Origin of the sequence: Micromonospora sp. KC606 (genome assembly GCF_004348675.1) — a bacterium.
Classification (GTDB): domain Bacteria; phylum Actinomycetota; class Actinomycetes; order Mycobacteriales; family Micromonosporaceae; genus Micromonospora.
This window is the reverse complement of record NZ_SMKN01000132.1, coordinates 1-16,052: the sequence shown is the minus strand read 5'-3', so window position 1 is coordinate 16,052 and position 16,052 is coordinate 1. Positions and strand designations below refer to the sequence as shown.

Below are 16,052 nucleotides of genomic sequence, written 5' to 3'. Positions count from 1 at the left end.
CCGCCCGCCCCCGCACGCCCGCCGAGGAACGTGAATGGGCGGCCCTGCAATGGTCGGCCGACTTCGCCGACCATTGCAGGGCCGCACTGCGACACGCCGAACGCATGGCCACCCCGTGGCTGGGCATCAACTACGACTGCAACCAGGCCATCAGCGTCGAGGTCAAGCACGAACTCGGCCACAACGACCTCGCGACGCGGTCCCGGGCGCTCGACCTGCCCGTGCTGATCATCGACGGCACCGAGGACATCCGCCCCCGCTGGGCCGTCGACTCGCTGCACCAAGCGCTGACCAACAGCCAACGCGTGAACCTCGCCGGCTCCGGTCACTCGCCGTGGGTCGAGAACCCTGACGGCTTCCGTGAAGCGGTGACCACCTTCCTGGCGCAACACAGTCGCCAGACCCTCGGCCGGGTTCCCCACGAACCCCCGGATCCGCGATAGCGCGACTGTGCAGACGAACCCTTGGGTTCACGTCGAGAATCCAGTCGATTTCCCTGAACTCTCGGGAATCGCGGTGAGGGAACGATCACGAGCAGGTCCTGGAAGGTCGGCAGGTGACGGCCGGTCGTGGGGATGCCGGCGGGGTGCGCGTCGAGGTCGAGCACTATACCACCAACCTCGGTGCAGCGCGCGGTGGCGCCCTGCTCGCACCGCCGATCACCCGGCAAACTCATCGTCCGGTCATCTGCCGCTGACCGTATTGACCACATCAATCCGGCCATCGCCAAGCTCCATGCCGGTGACGGCGCCCAACTCGTGGTCCTCGCCAACGAATCCGGCCTGGTGGCCCTCCAACCATTGGCGGCCGTCAGGAGCCAGGTCGCCCGGTCGTGCCGCTGCGGGAGCCGCGCGGCGGTGTCGACCTGCCGGGGCATCCGCGGAAGTGACGCTTCGACCATCGTCGAGGCTCTGGTCAGGGCTCGTGGCTCCAAGTTTGGCCCGTGACATGATGGTGTCCATGGGGAAACAGCAGGACGTCGGCGGGCCCAACCGTCACAGTGGGTCAGGTGCCGCCGCGGACGGTGCGACGGGTGGCAGCGTCGATGCGCGGCTCGCCGTCGCGCGTGACCCCACAACGTCACAGATGACCCTCATCGACCTGGCGTCCGATCCGTCGGCCGTGGTCCGGAAGGCGGTCGCGGCCCGCACCGACGCGCCCGCGCAGGCACTGCGACCGTTGACCCGGGACCATGATCGTCATGTTCGGGAGGCCGTGGCGAGGAACCCCTCGACCTCGGTCGCCAATCTCCTGCTACTCGTCAAGGACGCCGACCGGTGGGTCCGCTGGGCGGTCGCCGGCAACCCGGCCTGCAACGAGTCGATTCGCCGGGTGATGGCGGAGGCTCCCGACAAGGAGCTTCGCGGCCTCCTCGCGGAGACGCGCGAACTGGAGCCCGAGCTGGCCGCGCGGCTGGTCGACGACGTCTCACCCGAGGTTCGGGAACGACTCGGCACCCACACCCACGACCCAGGCGTGATCACCGCCCTGATGGCCGATCGCACCGTACGCGTACGCAAGGGGCTCGCCCGCAACCCGCGGACCACCGCCGCCCAGCGCAGCGCACTTGCCCAGGATCCCGTGGTGGACGTCCGCGCCGCACTGGTGCTGGCGGTCGAGCTGGACGAGGCGGATCTGCGACGCCTGGTTGACGACCGCTCGGTGCAGGTGCGGATGGCGATGGCGACCTCGGAGGTGGTCCCGCCGCATATCCGGCGGATGCTCGCCCGCGATCCCGACGAGATGGTTGCCGGCGCGGCGCGGGACTTCCGCCCCGGGTCGGGCAACGCCCCGGTGGTACGGGCTCCGCGCATCGGTCACCGGGCCTCCGGGACCGGCTGAGGCCGACCGGGCGGCACCCGGCGCTGAGGCCGGCGGAGCCGCCGTTATCCGCCCGCACTCGATTCCGGGACGCCGGCGCGGCGGCCGTGCTCAGCCGGGGTGGGACTGCGGCAAGCGCTCGCCGGCCAGGCGGGCGTCCGCCGCGACCTGGCCCTCGGCGTCCCGCACCGCCTCGCACACCGCGGCCGCGTCCGCCCAGTGCCGCCGCGCCTCGTCCCAATCCCCGAGCGTCGCCGCCGCGTCACCCAGGTACAGCAGCGTCCGGCCGAGTCCCGCCGTGGCCCGCCCACCCTCACGCAGCCGCCGGCTCTCCGCCAGCATCCCGTACGCCTGACGCGCCTGCGCCGGCGCGGAGGTCAGCAGCGCCGCTCCGGCGTTGAGCAGCGCGGCGGCGCGGTTCGTCGGGTCGGCCAGCGACTCGTACTCGCGCAGAGCCGCCCGCCACGCCTGCGCCGCGTCGAGGTGTTCGCCCATCTCGGCGTGCACCAGCACCAGGTTGGTCAGCGCCGCCGCGTAGCCGCGAGCGTCGCCGAGCGAGCGGAACGTGTTCGCCGCCCGGACCAGGTGGTGATGTGCGGCCTCCAGCTCACCCCGGGTCAACTGGGCGGCGCCGAGCCCGAGCTGGGTGAGCGCCTGCCCGGCCCGGTCCGCGCCGGAGCGGTGCCGGCGGGACAGCTCCAGGTGCTCCACCGCGTCGTCGAGTTGGCCCAGCTCCAGCAGCACCAGGCCGAGGTTCATCCGGGCCTGGGCCGTGCCCCGCCGGCCCCGCTCCGCGACTGCCAGGGCCAGCGCGGTCGCCGCGCCCTGCGGGTCGTGTCGGCGCCGGCGCAGCACGCCCAGCTCGTTGTGCGCCCAGCCGGCGATCTCCGGCCGGTCGCTGGCGGTCGGGGTGGCCAGCACGGTGCGGCACACCTCCTCCCACTCGTCGAGCCGTTCGACGTGGGCGAGCCAGCCGCAGAGCGCCACCGCCAGCCGGAACCACCAGCGACGCACCCGCCGGGGCAGGGTCTCGGCCGCGCCGGCCGGCACCCGGACCACCGCCAGAAGCAGCTCCTGGTGCAGGTCGAACCAGCCGTACGGGTCGTCGTCCAACGGCAACGGCCGGTCCCGGTCCAGCGCGGACGCGGCCACCGCCAGGCTCGCGGCGTGCCGCTCGGCCCGCCGGGCCAGGTGCCGGGTGAGCCGGGCCTGCGCGGCGACCCGCCGTCGCACCGGCTCGCCGTCGCGCTGGTGCAGCCGTGCGTACGGGCCGAGTAGCGGCCGCACCTCGTACCGGTCGCCCGGCGCGCCGACCACGAACGCCCCGGCGGCGAGCTCGTCCAGCAGCGTGGCGACCCGGCCGGGTCGCCGACCGGCGAGCGCGGCGATGGTCGGCCGGTCCACCGGAACGGGGCTGAGTGACATCAGCCGCCACAGCCGCCGGGCCTCCGGCGAGAGCGCGTGGTAGGCGGTGTCCCGGGCGGTGACCAGCAGGGTGGCCGGGGAGACGGTGATCTCCTGGTGCGGGGGAGTCTCGACGGCCCGGCGCAGCGCGTCGAGCACGTCCGCGTGCCGCCAGCCGTGCTGGGCGGTCCGTCGGCCCAGTTCCGCCACCGTGCGGGGTTGGCGCCCGCACAGCTCCACGATGGCGGGTACCGCGGGATCGGTGCGTGGGTCCGGCCGGTGCGGCCGGGCGACCGGCGCCGCCGCGCCCGCGGTGGCGAAGAGCTCGACGGCGTCGGCGGTGTCCGGTTCGGCGAGCCAGTGCGCCACCACCCCGTCGAGCGCGGCCAGTGCCCCGGTGCCGGCCAGCAGCAGCCGGCAGGTGCGGGCGGTCGGTGGCAGCAGCGGCCGGACCTGGGCCGGGTCGTCCACGTTGTCCAGTACCAGCAGGATCCTGCGGCCGTCGAGCTGCCCGCGCAGCTCGTCGGCCGCGTCGGCGAGGTCGTCCGGCCGGCCGGAGACTGGCGGCCGGGTACCCAGGATCCGCGCCAGCGCGGTAAGCACCTGGCGGGGTGAGCGGCGCCGGCCGCCGCGGCGCAGATCCAGGTGGTACTGACCGTCGGGAAAGTCCGCCCGGCACCGGTTGGCGGCCTGGACCGCGCACCAGGAGGTGCCCACGGCCCGTCGACCCACCACCGCCACCGCGTGCTCTCGCCGCAGCGCCTCCGCGACGGCGTCGACCTCGCCGGTGCGCCCGGTGAAGCCGGCCGGGTAGGGCAGCGTCGGCGTGCCGGCGGCCGCCGGCGTCTCGGCGTCGTCCGGTTCGGCGACGTGGTCGCGTTGGCGGCGGCGCCACTCCACGACGAACGAGGCGAGCAGGCCGAGCAGCACAACGCCGATGCTCGCCGAGCCCAGTACCGCGACGGACAGCTCGGAGAGCAGGTTGCCGGCGACGTTGCCCAGCAGGGCACTGACCCCGCCGCCGAGCACCCCGCCGAGGGCGAGCAGTACGCTCAGCCGCGCCGGGCGGCGCGAGCGGCGTCCCGGCGGGCTCACCGCACGCCCCCGGCCACCAGCCCGGCGACGAGCTGGCGGCGGGCCAGCACCACCAGCAGAACCGGCAGGATCGACGCGACCACCGAACCGGCGGCGAGCACGCCGCTGTTGACCACGAATCCGCGGCTCTGGCCGGCGAGGAACAACCCCAGCGACACCGCGCCGGGGCCGCTGAACAGCAGGCCGACGACCAGGTCGTTCCACACCTGCACGAACTCCAGCACGGCGACCGCGATCACCGCCGGGCGGTTGTGCCGGGCCAGCAGCCGCAACGTGCTCCACCAGTGCCGCCCGCTTAGCCGGGCGGCGCGCACCTGTTCGGCGGGCAGGTCGGCGAAGGCGTTGCGGAGCACCAGCACGGCGAACGGGATCCCCAGGGCGATGTGCACCAGCGCCATCCCGCGCGCCGTGCCCGAGGAGAGCACCACGCCGAGCACCTCGTTGACCGGGCCGGCGATCACCTGCACCGGCACCACGCTGGCGCCCATCAGCAACAGGGCGGTCGCCTGCGCGGGTGGCCCGGTCAACCAGGCCAGCGGGTACGCGGCGAGCAGCGCGATGCACAGCACCGCGGCGGTGACCACGGTGGCCAGCACCAGCGTGAAGCCCAGTGTGCGCCACAGTTCGACGCCGGTGGCCAGCTGTCGGTAGGAGTCCAGGCTGGGCGGGCTCGACCACCAACCGCGGGCGGCGGCGTCGACCGGATCGTGCAGCGACGTGGCCAGCAGCACCCCCAGCGGCACCAGCCACGCGACGGCGGCGCCCACCGCGAGCAGCCGGGTGACCCGGCGCGGTGCCGCCTGGTCGGGCTCTGCCGGGGCCGGGTCCTGCGGCGGCGGCCAGGCCTGGCGGACGAAGAGCGCCGCCACCAGCATCCCGGCGACCACCGCCACCAGCCAGATGACGCCGAGGGCCGCGCCCTCGCCGGTGGTGGTGCCGCCGGAGGCCTGCCAGACCCGCAGCGCCAGCACCGATGCCTCGTCGCGCACCGAGCCGGGCGCCATCACCAGGATCAGGTCGAAGGTGCGGCTGGTGCCGAGCGCCACCAGGGCGAAAACCACCGCGACGGTACGCAGCAGCAGCGGCCGCCACTGCGCGTCCCAGAGCACGTCACGCCGGCTGCCGCCGAAGGCGCGCACGGCGTCGGCGAGACTCGGAGGCACCGCGTCCAGGGCGGCCCGGAACACCAGCACCGCCAGCCCGACCCAGGCCCACACGAACGCTGACATCAGCGCCACGGTGACCAGGCCCGGCCCGAGCAGCTGCGGAACCTGCTCCGCCGACCGTCCGGTCAGCCGGGCCATCAACAGGGTGGCCAGCCCGCGCTGTGGATCCGGGTCGTAGAGCAGCCGGAAGGTGACCCCGGTGACCACCAGCGGCAGCGCGGTCGGCACCACCAGGATCAGCCGGACCAACCCACCCTCCTGCGGGCGGCGCGACGCGGCGGCCAGCAGGTAGCCCAGCACCGTCACCACCGCCGGCACCACCAGCGCCCAGAGCAGCGTCCGGCCCACCACCGCGCCCGTGCCCGGCGCGGCGAGCGCGGCCCGGAAGTTCGCCGTGCCGACCCACCGGCCGTCGATGACCACGCTGGCGTGCAACGTCCGCAGCACCGGCCAGGCCACCAGCGCACCGAGCAGCAGCAGCGCCGGCAGCAGCAGCGCCGAGGTGGCTCCGGCCGCCGGATAGGCCCGGCCGCGCCGGGGCGGCCCGACGTCGTCGAGCACCGCCAGCTCGCCGAGCACCGGTCGGGTCATCGCCCACCCCCGGCCGCCCGGGCCGCCGCGGCCAGCTGGCCGGTGGCCCGGCGCACCGCCTCGGCGGCGGCGACCCCGTCGGTGACATCGGCGAAGAAGTCCTGCATGATCCGCCAGATTCCTACCCCGTCAGAGCCGGTGAACGGGCCGGGTAGCCGGTCGGAGAGGTCGAAACGAACCGACTCTGCCGTCCGCAGCTCGGCGGCGAGACTACGGCGCACCGGGTCACGGTAGCTCTCGAGCGGAACCGTGACGTTCGGCGAGAGGTAGCCGCCGGCGCGTAGCCACGGCTGGAACGCCGCGCCGTCGCTGAGCCAGCGCACCAATTCGACCCCACGGGTCGAACCGGCGAACGCCACCGCCGCGTCACCGCCCAGGATCAGCGGACGGTCCGCCACCCGGGCGCCCGGGAAGCGGAAGGTGGAAGGCCGCTCCGGACCACGCCGGAAGCGGGTGCTGACGTCGTCGACGAAGTCGCCCTCGAACACCATCGTCGCCCGGCGGTGGTGTACCACCTGGATGACCGACTCCTCGTACTGGGTGAGCAGGGCACGGCGGGGGCCGCCGGGGAAAGCCCCGTCGATGCTCCACAGCTCGGCGAGCCGGTCCAGTGCCGTGCGGACCGGCCGGCTCTGCCAGTCGGCCTCCCCGCGGGCCAGCGCCTCGTAGTAGCCGGGTGCCGTGACGTCGGCGAGCACGTTCTCGAACCAGTCGGTGAGCACCCAGCCGTCGGCCGCGCCGACCGCCAGTGGCGCCGGGGCGATGCCGGCCCGCGCCCGCGCGCCGAGCCGTCGGGTGATCGCCACCAGATGGTCCCAGGTGGCCGGCGGCTCGGGCAGCATCGAGCGGAAGTACCAGAACAGGGACTTGTGCGCGGCCTTCACCCAGACGCCGTAGCGGCGCCGGTCGGCGGCGAGCAGGTCGGCCATCCCGGGCGGGACGGCGTAGCTCGCGGCCGGGCTCAGCTCGCTGAGCCAGCCCCGCTGGGCGTACTCGACGACCAACCCGGAGCGGGGCAGGATCGCCACGTCCGGGCTGGTGCCGGCGAGGTGCCGGGCGCGCAGGAACGCGTCGATGTCGTTGCCCGCGCTGACCACCCGCACCGGCGCGCCGTAGCCGGCCACCACCTCGCGGAACCGGCCCAGCTCCGCGCCGCTCCACACCACCGCCACCTGTACCGACCGCTCCCCGCCGGAGCAGGCCGTCGCGGCCGTCGCGGTCGCGGCGGCGGCGGCGCGCAGCAGCGTACGTCGGCCCAGCCTCATCGGGCCGCCTCCGCGGTGGTGTCGGCCGACTCGACCCGGACCTGGGCACCGACCTCCGCCAGCACGGCCTCGTCGGCGGTGCAGGCCAGCACCGCGACGCCCGGGGCATCCGGCGGGGCGAGCCGCCCGACCAGGTCGGTGAGGCGGCCCCCGTCTGGAATGCCGGCGGGCAGGTCGATCACCAGCACCTCCGGCAGGCAGGCCATCGCGCGGGCCAGTGCCACCCGGAACCGCTGGACCTCGGAGAGCAGGTGCGGGCGCAGGTCCAGGGTCGGCGCGAGCTCCAGCCGCTCGACCACCGTGGCCGCCCAGGTGTCGGCGACCTCGCGCACCCGTTCCCGCTTGCGCTGGCCGTAGGCGATGTTGCGGCGCACGGTCAGGTGGGGCAGCAGCGCGCCGCCGGCCGGCACGTAGCCGATGCGGCGCCGCAGCGGCGGCAGGTCGGTGACGTCCCGTCCGCCGACCTGGACCCGGCCGGCCACCGGAGCGGCCAGCCCGGCTACCACCCGGGCGGTAGCCGTGCCGACTCGGGGCACGGCCGCGAGCGCCGCCGTCGCGCCGGCGGCGACGTCGAGGGTGACCGGCGCGACGGCGGGCACGGCGACGAGTTCGCACAGTCGTAACGTGGCCATCACCTCCGGTGACCCGATTCGTCGCCCCCAGGGTGGCACACTCCGGCGACAGTCACGCCCCGACACCCTCCCTTTTGGAGTGGCCGATCGCCCTCACTCCTCGGTGCGGCGTTGCCCCGAACCGGCACCGGGCCGGCCCGCCGTCCGGGTGGCCCTCGACTGAGGAACAGCGGGGCCGGGGCTCAGCGGGGCGGCTCGGTGGCGCGCAGCGGGTAGAGCGTGGCCAACCCTGCGGCGGTGGCCGCGAGCATGGCCCGCAACTCGGCCGGCGCCAGTACCTCCACCTCCGCGCCGAGCCGCAGCAGGTCGCCGTGGGCATGCGTGAGCGACTCGATCGGCACCACGGTGCTCACCCAGCCGGCCGCGTCCGGTGGGCCGGCGTTGCGCTCGGCCGCGCCGGCCACCACGTCGCTGGCGATCTCCCGCAGCCGCTGCCGGCCGTACGGGGAGAGCCGGATCGTCGCGTCGTCGCGGTGCAGCCGGGCCCGGAACCGCACCACGTGCGCCTGCCACCAGGCCGGCAGGGCGAACTGCGGCGGCCGGTCGAAGCCCTCGTCGAGGGTGGTCAGGGCGAGGATCTGGTTGATCCGGTAGGTCGCCGGGCTGTCCCGGCCCGGCCGGTTGGCGACCGCGTACCACCGGCCGCCCTTGAGCACCAGCCCGTACGGCTCCAGCACGCGGTCCACCTCGCCGCTCCAACTGCGGTAGCGGACCCGGACGCGCCGCTCCCGCCACACCGCGTCCGCCATCGCTGCCAGGTGGGGCGAGGCGTCGCCGTCGGCGTACCAGCCGGGGGTGTCCAGGTGGAAGCGCTGCCGCAGTCGCCCCGCCCGGTCGGCCAGCGCGGGTGGCAGCGCGGCCTGCAGCTTGAGCTCGATCCCGGCCACCACCGCCCCGTAGCCCAGCTCGGCGGCGGGCCCGGGGAGCCCGGCGAGGAAGAGACGCTCGGCCTCCTCGGCGGTCAGCCCGGTCAGCCGGGTCCGCCAGCCCTCAACCAGCTGGTAGCCGCCGGCGTGCCCGGCCTCCCCGTAGAGCGGGATGCCGGCCGAGTGCAGCGACTCGACGTCCCGGTAGACGGTGCGGACCGAGACCTCCAGCCGCTGCGCGAGCTGGGCCGCGGTCAGCCGGCCGTGGGTCTGCAACAGCAGCAGGAGGGAGAGGAGTCGACTGGCCCGCACTCTGCTGACAGTAGTTGTCAGGGAAGTGGTTCTACCGTCCGGGCATGGCATTTCGCGACAAGGACCTCTGGATCCCGGGACCGGTCACGGTCGCCGGCCGTGAGCTGAAGCGCTACCACATCGACCAGCCGCACCGGCGCATCGAACCGGAGGTGGAGAAGGCCGCGTACGACCTGTTGCCCCGGCTGCTGCCGGCCGGCGTCGACGACGACACCCCGGCGGCGGGCTGGGTGGTGCTGCACCGGGGCGCGGACACCGGCGCCTACCTGCTGGCGTACAGCTGGGTCTGGGACAACGTGGTCGAGGTGCGGATCGCCGCCGCCGGCCAGCCCGCCCTGGACTGCCCGGACGGCGACCCGACCCACTTCGTCGAGCTTCGCCGGCCATGGGTGGGCTGCGTCTGGGAGCTGGGGGTGCTGGAGCACGAGCGGGCCGCCTGGGTCCGGCACGTGCTGGCGCCGGACCGTCCGGATCTGGCCGGCTGGCGCGTTGACACCCGGGCCGAGGGGCCGGTGGGCCGCTGATGGGCGACTTCGACTTCCTGGTCGGCACCTGGCACGTGGTCAACCGTCGGCTGGTGAGACGGCACGCCGGCAGCGACGAGTGGGACGAGTTCCCCGGCTGTTCCGTGGCCCGGTCCTTCTTCGACGGCGCCGGCAGCTTCGACGAGATGAGCTGTCCCACGAAGGGCTTCTCCGGCGCCAGCGTGCGGATCTTCGACCCGGCGACCGGCACCTGGTCGATCTACTGGATGACCAGCAGCCGTGGGGTGCTGGAGCTGCCGCCGGTGGTCGGCCGGTTCGTCGACGGCGTGGGCACCTTCTACGCCGACGACGTCGACGAGGGCCGCCCGGTCCGGTGCCGGTTCACCTGGTCGCGGATCACCCCGACCTCGTGCCGCTGGGAGCAGGCGTTCTCCACCGACGGCGAACGCACCTGGGAGACCAACTGGACCATGGACTTCACCCGGACGCCGACCGGCTGAACCATCGGACGCCGCCGCTCAACCGGCTACGGACGCTCCTCAGCGCCCGCGTCCCTCGCGCGCACTGAACGGCGGACGCGAAGCCAGCAGCTGGGCGGTACGCCGCGACGACATGGACAGCGCCGTCGTCGCGGCGGGTGGTTCAGCGGTCCGCTGTCGGCCGCTCGCATGGCGAACTCGGCGACGTGGCGCAGATCGTCCTGGCTTGCGCCGTGGCGGGCCTGCTGGGACATTCCCTCGGCTCGGATCGAGTTGGCTGCGTCACCGCCGAATGGTGTTCCTCGGCGAGGTGTCGTTCGCCTTCTACCTCGTGCACGACATCCTGCTGACCGGCATCGGGCGGGTCAGCGGGGGATGGGACCTTCCCGCCGGGGTCGGTTTCCTGGTCGGTCTGGCCGCCTTCGCGGCGAGCCTGGCCGCCGCCACGGTGCTCTACCGACCGTGGAGCGGCCGCTGACCCAGGCTTGGTCGCGTCGGCGGTCCCGGCCGACGTCTCCCGCCCAGGAAAAGGTCAGCGCCGAGACCCGCTGACCGAACCGGCCGGGCCCTACCCGCCCTGGTGGGCCCGGCCGGTCCTGAACCGCCATGACCGGCGGGCTTCGGTCGCCGCTGAGATGCTGGCGTTCCTCGCCGAGGAAACAGGCCGGTGACCACGCCTGGACACCGGCCATCGGTGTATCGGCCGAGGAGGCACCCGACGGTTCGGCATGGCACCCCGTCACGGCGCCCACCCGCGTCACCCGTCCGTGATCGAGACGCGGTTGGCGCGTCGTGGCTCGGGCTGAAACATGGTGAGCAGGCCCTCGCCCTCGATGACCACGGCGTCGCGCTCGTTCGTCGTGAGCGCCCGCAGCGGTGTGATCCGCAACGTCGCCGCGCCGTCGTCGACGGTGACCGCCCAGGTGCCGGCGACCCGGCCGTCGACCAGCAGGTAGCGGGCACCCGTGACGCTCAACCCACGATGCTCGGTGTCGATGACGCGGCTGCGGTCGTCGTAGCCGAGTACTGCGTTGTCGAACGCCGGCAGGAAACGCGGCGGCGCCGGGGTCTCCGGGTCGGGCAGCGCGCCGTCGGGCACGTCGAGCAACTCGCGGCCGCGCTCGTCGCGGAACGTCCGCAGGCGCGGTCGTAGCCGTTGGAGGGACTCCCGCAGCCCGCTGAGCCCCGACCATGCGCGGATGTCAGCGCTGGCAGCCGGGCCGTAGGCGGCGAGGTAGCGCAGGACCAGGGCATCGACGGCGGCCGGCGACTCCGGCTCCAGCGGACGGCCCAGCCACGCCTCGAACGTGGTGTGGTAAGCGGCCGCCCGCTCGCCCCAGACACCACGGGGTGGTACCTGCACGAGCGGCACGAGCGTGCTCAGCGCGTCACCCAGCGAGCGCGGCTGCACCCCCGGCCAGCGGTCGGCGATTTCGCGGGCCGCCTCGGTCAGCATGCGGGGCCGTTCCTCGAACAGCGGCCGGCCCAGTTTCGTCAGCTCGTCGAGGTCGACGCCGGGCAGCACCCGGCGCAGCGTCGACCACATACGCGAGACCAGCATCGCCTGGTGCACGGGCCGCAGCGCGAGGCAGTCGCGGGCGGTCACCAGGTGGAGGGTGCGGCGCATCAGCAGCGTGCGGACCGCCCGGCGGCTCAGCAGCAACTCGGCCAGCGCCGACGGCTGGAAGCCGGCCAGTCGGCTCCACAACCCGACGTACGGCTCCAGGGGCTCCTGCGCCTGCAACCCCACCAGGCGCTCAAGGCTGTCGGCGACCGGCATGTCGTGCCGCCGCAACAGGAGCTGACGGGCCAGGAGCGACCGGTTGAGGGCGCGGCGGTCGAGCACGCTCATGACGGTGATGCTATCGCCCGCCCCGGACATTCAGGGCGGACGGCCGACCGCGGCGGGGTCAGCTTCGAGGCGTGCTCCTTCTCCCAGCGGCGGCGTGGACACCGGTGAACGGGCCGGGTTCTCGGCTATCGAGCGGCCGCCTCCAGCAGCTCCAGCGCCAACTGCTGCAGCTCAGGTCCAGCTTTTTCCGGGCTGCCGGTGTCGAACGGCGGGTCCGGGTCGTACTCGACCGCGAGTTGCAGCGCCTGTGCCACCCGATCGCCGGCCAGCTTGGCTGCCAGGTGCAACGCCATGTCGATGCCCGCCGACACGCCCGCCGCAGTGACGATCTTGCCGGACTCGACGAACCGACCCGGCGTGATGACCGCTCCAAACGTGGCCTCCAGGTAGGAGCGTGACGCCCAGTACGTGGTGGCCGGCACCCCGCGCAGCAGGCCCGCCGCACCGAGGATCAGGGTGCCGGTACAAACTGCGGCGGTCCACGTCGTCCGCCGGTGCATGCGCCCCACCCAGTCGACGATTTCGGCATCGTCCATTGCCGCGATCACGCCGCGGTTGCCGGCGCCGGGCACGAGCAGCACGTCCGCGTGCCGGACCTGGTGCAGCGCCCGGTCGGCCATCAGTCCCAGCATGCCGGTGTCGGTGCGCAACTGACCGGCCCGCTTGGCCACCGTCACCACTTCGGCGTCCGGCACCCGGCACAACACCTCGTACGGGCCTACCGCGTCCAGTGCCGTCAACCCGTCGTACAACAGGATCGCGATGCGCGGACCCCCAGCCCGCGTCGACTCCCGACGGCCCGCGACCGCCGGGGCGGCCGCCCCGGTCGCGGCCAGTCCCGCTCCCACAGCGCCGGCCGCCGCTGCCCGCAGCACTGCCCGCCGCCTACTGCCCGTACTCGCCATCACTGAGGTCCTCTCCTGGAAACACCTTCTCTGGATAGTCGTTCCCGAAGCCGGGTCAGTTCCCGACGTGACAGTTCCAAAGATCGTGGACCAGTCGTGGTCTGTGGGCGCGGCAGGGGTAGCAACATCACCGGCGTCGGATGTCTGCTCAAGGACCGGGTGGCCGACGTCGATGACTTCCTCGACGCGCTGACCCGGGTCGGTGCCGGCGACACCGTTCTGGACCTCGAGGTCGTCCGCCAGATCCTCGCTCGGCCGTCGCCACGCCACCGTCCGGGTTCGGGGTGTCGAGGGCCGCCGCGCACCGCCGGTTCACGGCCTGGACGGCCGCCCGACTGTGGCGCAACTGCACGTCGCCGCGTTGGACCAGCCCTGGCCGCGCCGGGGCTGATCGACTAATCCGCCCGCGCCACGAGTGCCCTCATCGCGAAGATGTGCCTCAGGGGTGGGCTGCGAGGAGGAGGAACGCGCCGAGCAGGATGAGGTGGACGAGCCCTTGCAGGCGGGTGGCTCGGCCTGGGACGACGGTCAGTGTGGCAACGGCGATGGTGATGGCGAGCAGGACGATCTGGTTTGCGCCGAGGCCGAGGGCCAGGGGACCGGGAAGCCAGATCGAGGCGATGGCGATGGCGGGGATGGTCAGCCCGATGCTGGCCATGGCGGAGCCGAGGGCGAGGTTGAGGCTGACCTGAATGCGGTTGCGTCGGGCGGCGTTGGCCGCGGCGAGGGTTTCGGGTAGCAGCACCAGTAGGGCGATGACCACGCCGACGAACGAGTGGGGCAGTCCGAGGCCGGCGACGGTGTCTTCGATGGCTGGGGACAGGACTTTGGCCAGGCCGACCACCGCGATCAGCGCGGTCAGCAGCAGTGCCAGGCTGGTGAAGGCGGCGCGGGTGGTGGGCGGGTCGGCATGGTCGTCTCCGTCGGCGTCGTTGATGACCACGCCGTTGCTGGTGACGGGGAGGAAGAAGTCGCGGTGGCGGACCGTCTGGGTGGTGACGAATGCTGCGTAGAGGACGACCGATGCCAGGGCGGCGAACGCCAGCTGCGTCGGCGAGAACTGCGGCCCTGAGCGGGCGGTGGTGAAGGTCGGCAGCACCAGGCAGACAACCGCCAGGGTGGACACGGTGGCCAGAGCCGCGCCGGTGCCTTCGGCGTTGAACACCGCCAGCCGGTAGCGCACAGCGCCGATGAGCAGCGACAGGCCCAGGATGCCGTTGCAGGTGATCATCACGGCGGCGAAGACGGTGTCGCGCGCCAGCGACGCGGTCCCGGTGCCGCCGGCGATCATGAGGGTCACGATCAGGCCGACCTCGATGACCGTGACGGCCACGGCCAGCACCAGCGAGCCGAGAGGTTCGCCGACACGGTGGGCCACGACTTCGGCGTGGTGCACCGCGGCCAGCACGGCGGCGCCCAGCACCACGGCGATGACCACCAGCAGCAGTGCGGGCAGACCCCGGCCCCAGGACGCGGCCAACACGACGATGGCGACCGGTGGTGTCACGAACCGCCAGTCCGCGAACGGCTGGTGTGGTCGTCCGGGCGTGGCCGGCGCGTCGGCTGCCTCGGCCTCGGCGGGGTCGATGCGTTCGGTGGCGCTCATGCCGGCGTTCCGGCGGGCGTGCGGGTGAGGTAGCCGTACACCGTCGAGCGCGGCGCACCGAACAGATCGGCGATCTGCCGCACGGTTCTCTCGCCCGCGTCACAGAGCGGCTGGGCCAGCGTGGCCTGCTCGGTGCTGAGTTTCGGGCGGCGGCCGCGGGCCCGGGCGGCGGCCAGACCGTCACGGGTGTGGAGCGGGTCCCACCGCGGCCGGCCGGCCTTCGCGCCGCTGGCGTGGTCGGCGTGGACGTCGCGCCGTTCCACGCCGGCGTGCAGCAACGCGTGGACCTGGTGGGCCGGGTTCTGCCCCGCGGTCGAGACCCGCGCGTATCCGAGGATCATGCGTCGACAGTACCGACCGTTTCTCGACATGGCCGTGGAGCTGCCGGCACGCTCAGCGGACCGCCCGCCGGTCGCTCCCGGGGCACAAGGTGGTCGGTGGGCGCAGGGGGTGGCTGGTTTCTAGGACGCCTGGCGGATGGGCATGTCGGCCAGCCAGACGTCGGCCAGGTCGCTGAGGGGGACGTCGAGGGCCTGGCTGAGGCAGACCACGGTGCCGAACGCCGGCGCGGGAAGGCGGCCGGCCTCGATCTTGCGAAGCGTCTCGGGGGAGATGCCGGCTGCCAGGGCCACCTCGACGTAACTTCGGCCGGCCCGCGCGGCCCGCAGTGCGGCTCCGAGGCGCTGGCCCGCTGCGATCTGTTCGGCGGTGAGTGGTTGGCGAACCATCCCAGCAGGATATCCCTTCGGAGCCTGCCCGACCTGGCATGGTATAAAAATGCTGGTATAAAAATACCGCATCGGAGAGGGTGGCTGCCGTGATCGAGCTCAAGTCCGCCGAGGAGATCGGCCGGATGGCGGTGACCGGCCAGTTCGTCGGCGAGCTGCTCGCCGAGCTGTGCGGTGTCGCCGCAGTCGGCGTGAACCTGATAGACCTCGAACACCACGCCCGCCGCCGGATCAAGGAACGTGGCGCCGACTCCTGCTACTGGGACTACGCCCCTTCGTTCGGTCGCGGCCCGTTCCGCAACGTGCTGTGCCTGTCGGTCAACGACGCGGTGCTCCACGGCCTGCCGCACGACTATGTTCTGCGGGACGGTGACCTGCTCAGCATCGACATGGCGGTCGGCATCGACGGTTGGGTCGCGGACTCCGCGCTCTCCGTCATCGTCGGCACCCCTGACCCGGCCGACCTGAAGCTGATCGAGGCCACCGAGGTCGCACTGGAGGCCGGCATCACCGCCGCCCAGCCCGGCGGCCGCCTCGGCGACATCTCCGCCGCGATCGGCGAGGTCGCCAACTCCTACGGCTACCGCGTCAACGCCGAGTTCGGCGGCCACGGCATCGGCCGCACCATGCACGAGGCCCCGCACGTCCCCAACAACGGCCGCGCCCGCCGCGGCATGAAACTCGACCCCGGCCTCACCATCGCCATCGAGCCCTGGTTCTGCCGCTCCACCGACAAAATCAAGTTCGACAACGACGGCTGGACGATCCGATCCGCCGACGGCTCACGCACCGCCCACTCCGAACACACAGTCGCCATCACGGCTTCCGGCCCCCAGGTCCTGACC

At 73.5% G+C, this 16,052-nt stretch carries 16 protein-coding genes and 1 pseudogene; 7 read left to right on the top strand and 10 right to left on the bottom strand.

Translation table 11 applies throughout. The annotated features are described in order from the left end of the window. Positions 1 to 443: alpha/beta hydrolase (locus tag E1193_RS21705; RefSeq protein ID WP_243707821.1), on the top strand; the 443-nt coding region annotated here is incomplete at its 5' end. 643 nt (positions 444 to 1,086) lie between these two features. After that, positions 1,087 to 1,842, top strand: coding sequence for a hypothetical protein (locus E1193_RS21695; RefSeq protein WP_132185030.1), 756 nt, complete (start codon positions 1,087 to 1,089; stop codon positions 1,840 to 1,842). Positions 1,843 to 1,932: 90 nt separating this feature from the next. Here the strand turns inward: E1193_RS21695 and E1193_RS21690 are convergent, their stop codons facing one another. The 5 genes from E1193_RS21690 to E1193_RS21670 all read right to left on the bottom strand — a co-directional run bounded on the left by E1193_RS21690 (position 1,933) and on the right by E1193_RS21670 (position 9,152). Continuing rightward, positions 1,933 to 4,320, bottom strand: a complete 2,388-nt coding sequence (locus tag E1193_RS21690; RefSeq protein ID WP_132185029.1) for a tetratricopeptide repeat protein — start codon at positions 4,318 to 4,320, stop codon at positions 1,933 to 1,935. Beyond that, positions 4,317 to 6,077 (bottom strand): ABC transporter permease subunit, encoded by a 1,761-nt coding sequence (locus tag E1193_RS21685; RefSeq protein WP_132185028.1) that lies wholly within the window; start codon positions 6,075 to 6,077, stop codon positions 4,317 to 4,319. Before E1193_RS21685 ends, E1193_RS21690 begins: the two co-directional genes overlap by 4 nt. Beyond that, a complete protein-coding gene (locus E1193_RS21680) occupies positions 6,074 to 7,342 on the bottom strand; it encodes an extracellular solute-binding protein (protein ID WP_132185027.1) in 1,269 nt (422 codons plus the stop codon). Before E1193_RS21680 ends, E1193_RS21685 begins: the two co-directional genes overlap by 4 nt. After that, a complete protein-coding gene (locus tag E1193_RS21675; protein WP_132185026.1) occupies positions 7,339 to 7,974 on the bottom strand; it encodes an ATP-binding cassette domain-containing protein in 636 nt (211 codons plus the stop codon). The genes E1193_RS21680 and E1193_RS21675 overlap by 4 nt, the downstream gene beginning before the upstream one ends. A gap of 182 nt (positions 7,975 to 8,156) precedes the next feature. Next, positions 8,157 to 9,152, bottom strand: coding sequence for a WYL domain-containing protein (locus E1193_RS21670; RefSeq protein WP_132185025.1), 996 nt, complete (start codon positions 9,150 to 9,152; stop codon positions 8,157 to 8,159). 44 nt (positions 9,153 to 9,196) lie between these two features. Between E1193_RS21670 and E1193_RS21665 the strand changes: the two genes are divergently transcribed. The 3 genes from E1193_RS21665 (at position 9,197) to E1193_RS21655 (ending at position 10,594) form a co-directional block, all read left to right on the top strand. Continuing rightward, on the top strand, positions 9,197 to 9,676 hold the full coding sequence (locus tag E1193_RS21665; protein WP_132185024.1) for a hypothetical protein: 480 nt from the start codon (positions 9,197 to 9,199) through the stop codon (positions 9,674 to 9,676). Next, positions 9,676 to 10,137 carry a hypothetical protein gene (locus tag E1193_RS21660; protein ID WP_132185023.1) on the top strand — a complete coding sequence of 154 codons (462 nt, stop codon included), beginning with the start codon at positions 9,676 to 9,678 and terminating at the stop codon, positions 10,135 to 10,137. The genes E1193_RS21665 and E1193_RS21660 overlap by 1 nt, the downstream gene beginning before the upstream one ends. A 274-nt stretch (positions 10,138 to 10,411) precedes the next feature. Further along, on the top strand, positions 10,412 to 10,594 hold the full coding sequence (locus E1193_RS21655; RefSeq protein WP_132185022.1) for a hypothetical protein: 183 nt from the start codon (positions 10,412 to 10,414) through the stop codon (positions 10,592 to 10,594). Between the two features lie 279 nt (positions 10,595 to 10,873). Here the strand turns inward: E1193_RS21655 and E1193_RS21650 are convergent, their stop codons facing one another. Both E1193_RS21650 and E1193_RS21645 read right to left on the bottom strand, forming a co-directional pair. Continuing rightward, positions 10,874 to 11,968 (bottom strand): winged helix DNA-binding domain-containing protein, encoded by a 1,095-nt coding sequence (locus E1193_RS21650; RefSeq protein WP_132185021.1) that lies wholly within the window; start codon positions 11,966 to 11,968, stop codon positions 10,874 to 10,876. Between the two features lie 125 nt (positions 11,969 to 12,093). Next, the gene (locus E1193_RS21645; RefSeq protein ID WP_132185020.1) at positions 12,094 to 12,873 is read right to left on the bottom strand and encodes a DJ-1/PfpI family protein; all 780 of its coding nucleotides are present in this window, start codon (positions 12,871 to 12,873) and stop codon (positions 12,094 to 12,096) included. A gap of 120 nt (positions 12,874 to 12,993) precedes the next feature. Between E1193_RS21645 and E1193_RS33335 the strand changes: the two are divergent. Continuing rightward, a pseudogene (locus E1193_RS33335) lies at positions 12,994 to 13,128 on the top strand (DNA-binding response regulator); the annotation flags it as partial. A gap of 184 nt (positions 13,129 to 13,312) precedes the next feature. Here the strand turns inward: E1193_RS33335 and E1193_RS21635 are convergent. From E1193_RS21635 to E1193_RS21625, 3 genes are all read right to left on the bottom strand, one after another. Continuing rightward, a complete protein-coding gene (locus E1193_RS21635) occupies positions 13,313 to 14,479 on the bottom strand; it encodes an ionic transporter y4hA (RefSeq protein ID WP_132185019.1) in 1,167 nt (388 codons plus the stop codon). Next, positions 14,476 to 14,820: a recombinase family protein gene (locus E1193_RS21630; protein ID WP_132185018.1), complete on the bottom strand. Its 345-nt coding sequence runs from the start codon at positions 14,818 to 14,820 to the stop codon at positions 14,476 to 14,478. Before E1193_RS21630 ends, E1193_RS21635 begins: the two co-directional genes overlap by 4 nt. A gap of 120 nt (positions 14,821 to 14,940) precedes the next feature. Beyond that, positions 14,941 to 15,207 (bottom strand): helix-turn-helix transcriptional regulator, encoded by a 267-nt coding sequence (locus tag E1193_RS21625; protein ID WP_132185017.1) that lies wholly within the window; start codon positions 15,205 to 15,207, stop codon positions 14,941 to 14,943. An 89-nt stretch (positions 15,208 to 15,296) separates the two neighbouring features. Between E1193_RS21625 and map the strand changes: the two genes are divergently transcribed. Then, the coding region (gene map / locus E1193_RS21620) for a type I methionyl aminopeptidase (RefSeq protein WP_132185016.1) at positions 15,297 to 16,052 on the top strand (756 nt) is incomplete at its 3' end.

Excerpts from the sequence above, each read along its gene's own strand:
- E1193_RS21695 (WP_132185030.1), top strand. The coding sequence starts at position 1,087 with ATGACCCTCATCGACCTGGCGTCCGATCCGTCGGCCGTGGTCCGGAAG.
- E1193_RS21685 (WP_132185028.1), bottom strand. The coding sequence starts at position 6,077 with ATGACCCGACCGGTGCTCGGCGAGCTGGCGGTGCTCGACGACGTCGGG.
- E1193_RS21680 (WP_132185027.1), bottom strand. The coding sequence starts at position 7,342 with ATGAGGCTGGGCCGACGTACGCTGCTGCGCGCCGCCGCCGCCGCGACC.
- E1193_RS21675 (WP_132185026.1), bottom strand. The coding sequence starts at position 7,974 with ATGGCCACGTTACGACTGTGCGAACTCGTCGCCGTGCCCGCCGTCGCG.
- E1193_RS21665 (WP_132185024.1), top strand. The coding sequence starts at position 9,197 with ATGGCATTTCGCGACAAGGACCTCTGGATCCCGGGACCGGTCACGGTC.
- E1193_RS21660 (WP_132185023.1), top strand. The coding sequence starts at position 9,676 with ATGGGCGACTTCGACTTCCTGGTCGGCACCTGGCACGTGGTCAACCGT.
- E1193_RS21650 (WP_132185021.1), bottom strand. The coding sequence starts at position 11,968 with ATGAGCGTGCTCGACCGCCGCGCCCTCAACCGGTCGCTCCTGGCCCGT.
- E1193_RS21645 (WP_132185020.1), bottom strand. The coding sequence starts at position 12,873 with ATGGCGAGTACGGGCAGTAGGCGGCGGGCAGTGCTGCGGGCAGCGGCG.
- E1193_RS21635 (WP_132185019.1), bottom strand. The coding sequence starts at position 14,479 with ATGAGCGCCACCGAACGCATCGACCCCGCCGAGGCCGAGGCAGCCGAC.
- E1193_RS21630 (WP_132185018.1), bottom strand. The coding sequence starts at position 14,820 with ATGATCCTCGGATACGCGCGGGTCTCGACCGCGGGGCAGAACCCGGCC.
- E1193_RS21625 (WP_132185017.1), bottom strand. The coding sequence starts at position 15,207 with ATGGTTCGCCAACCACTCACCGCCGAACAGATCGCAGCGGGCCAGCGC.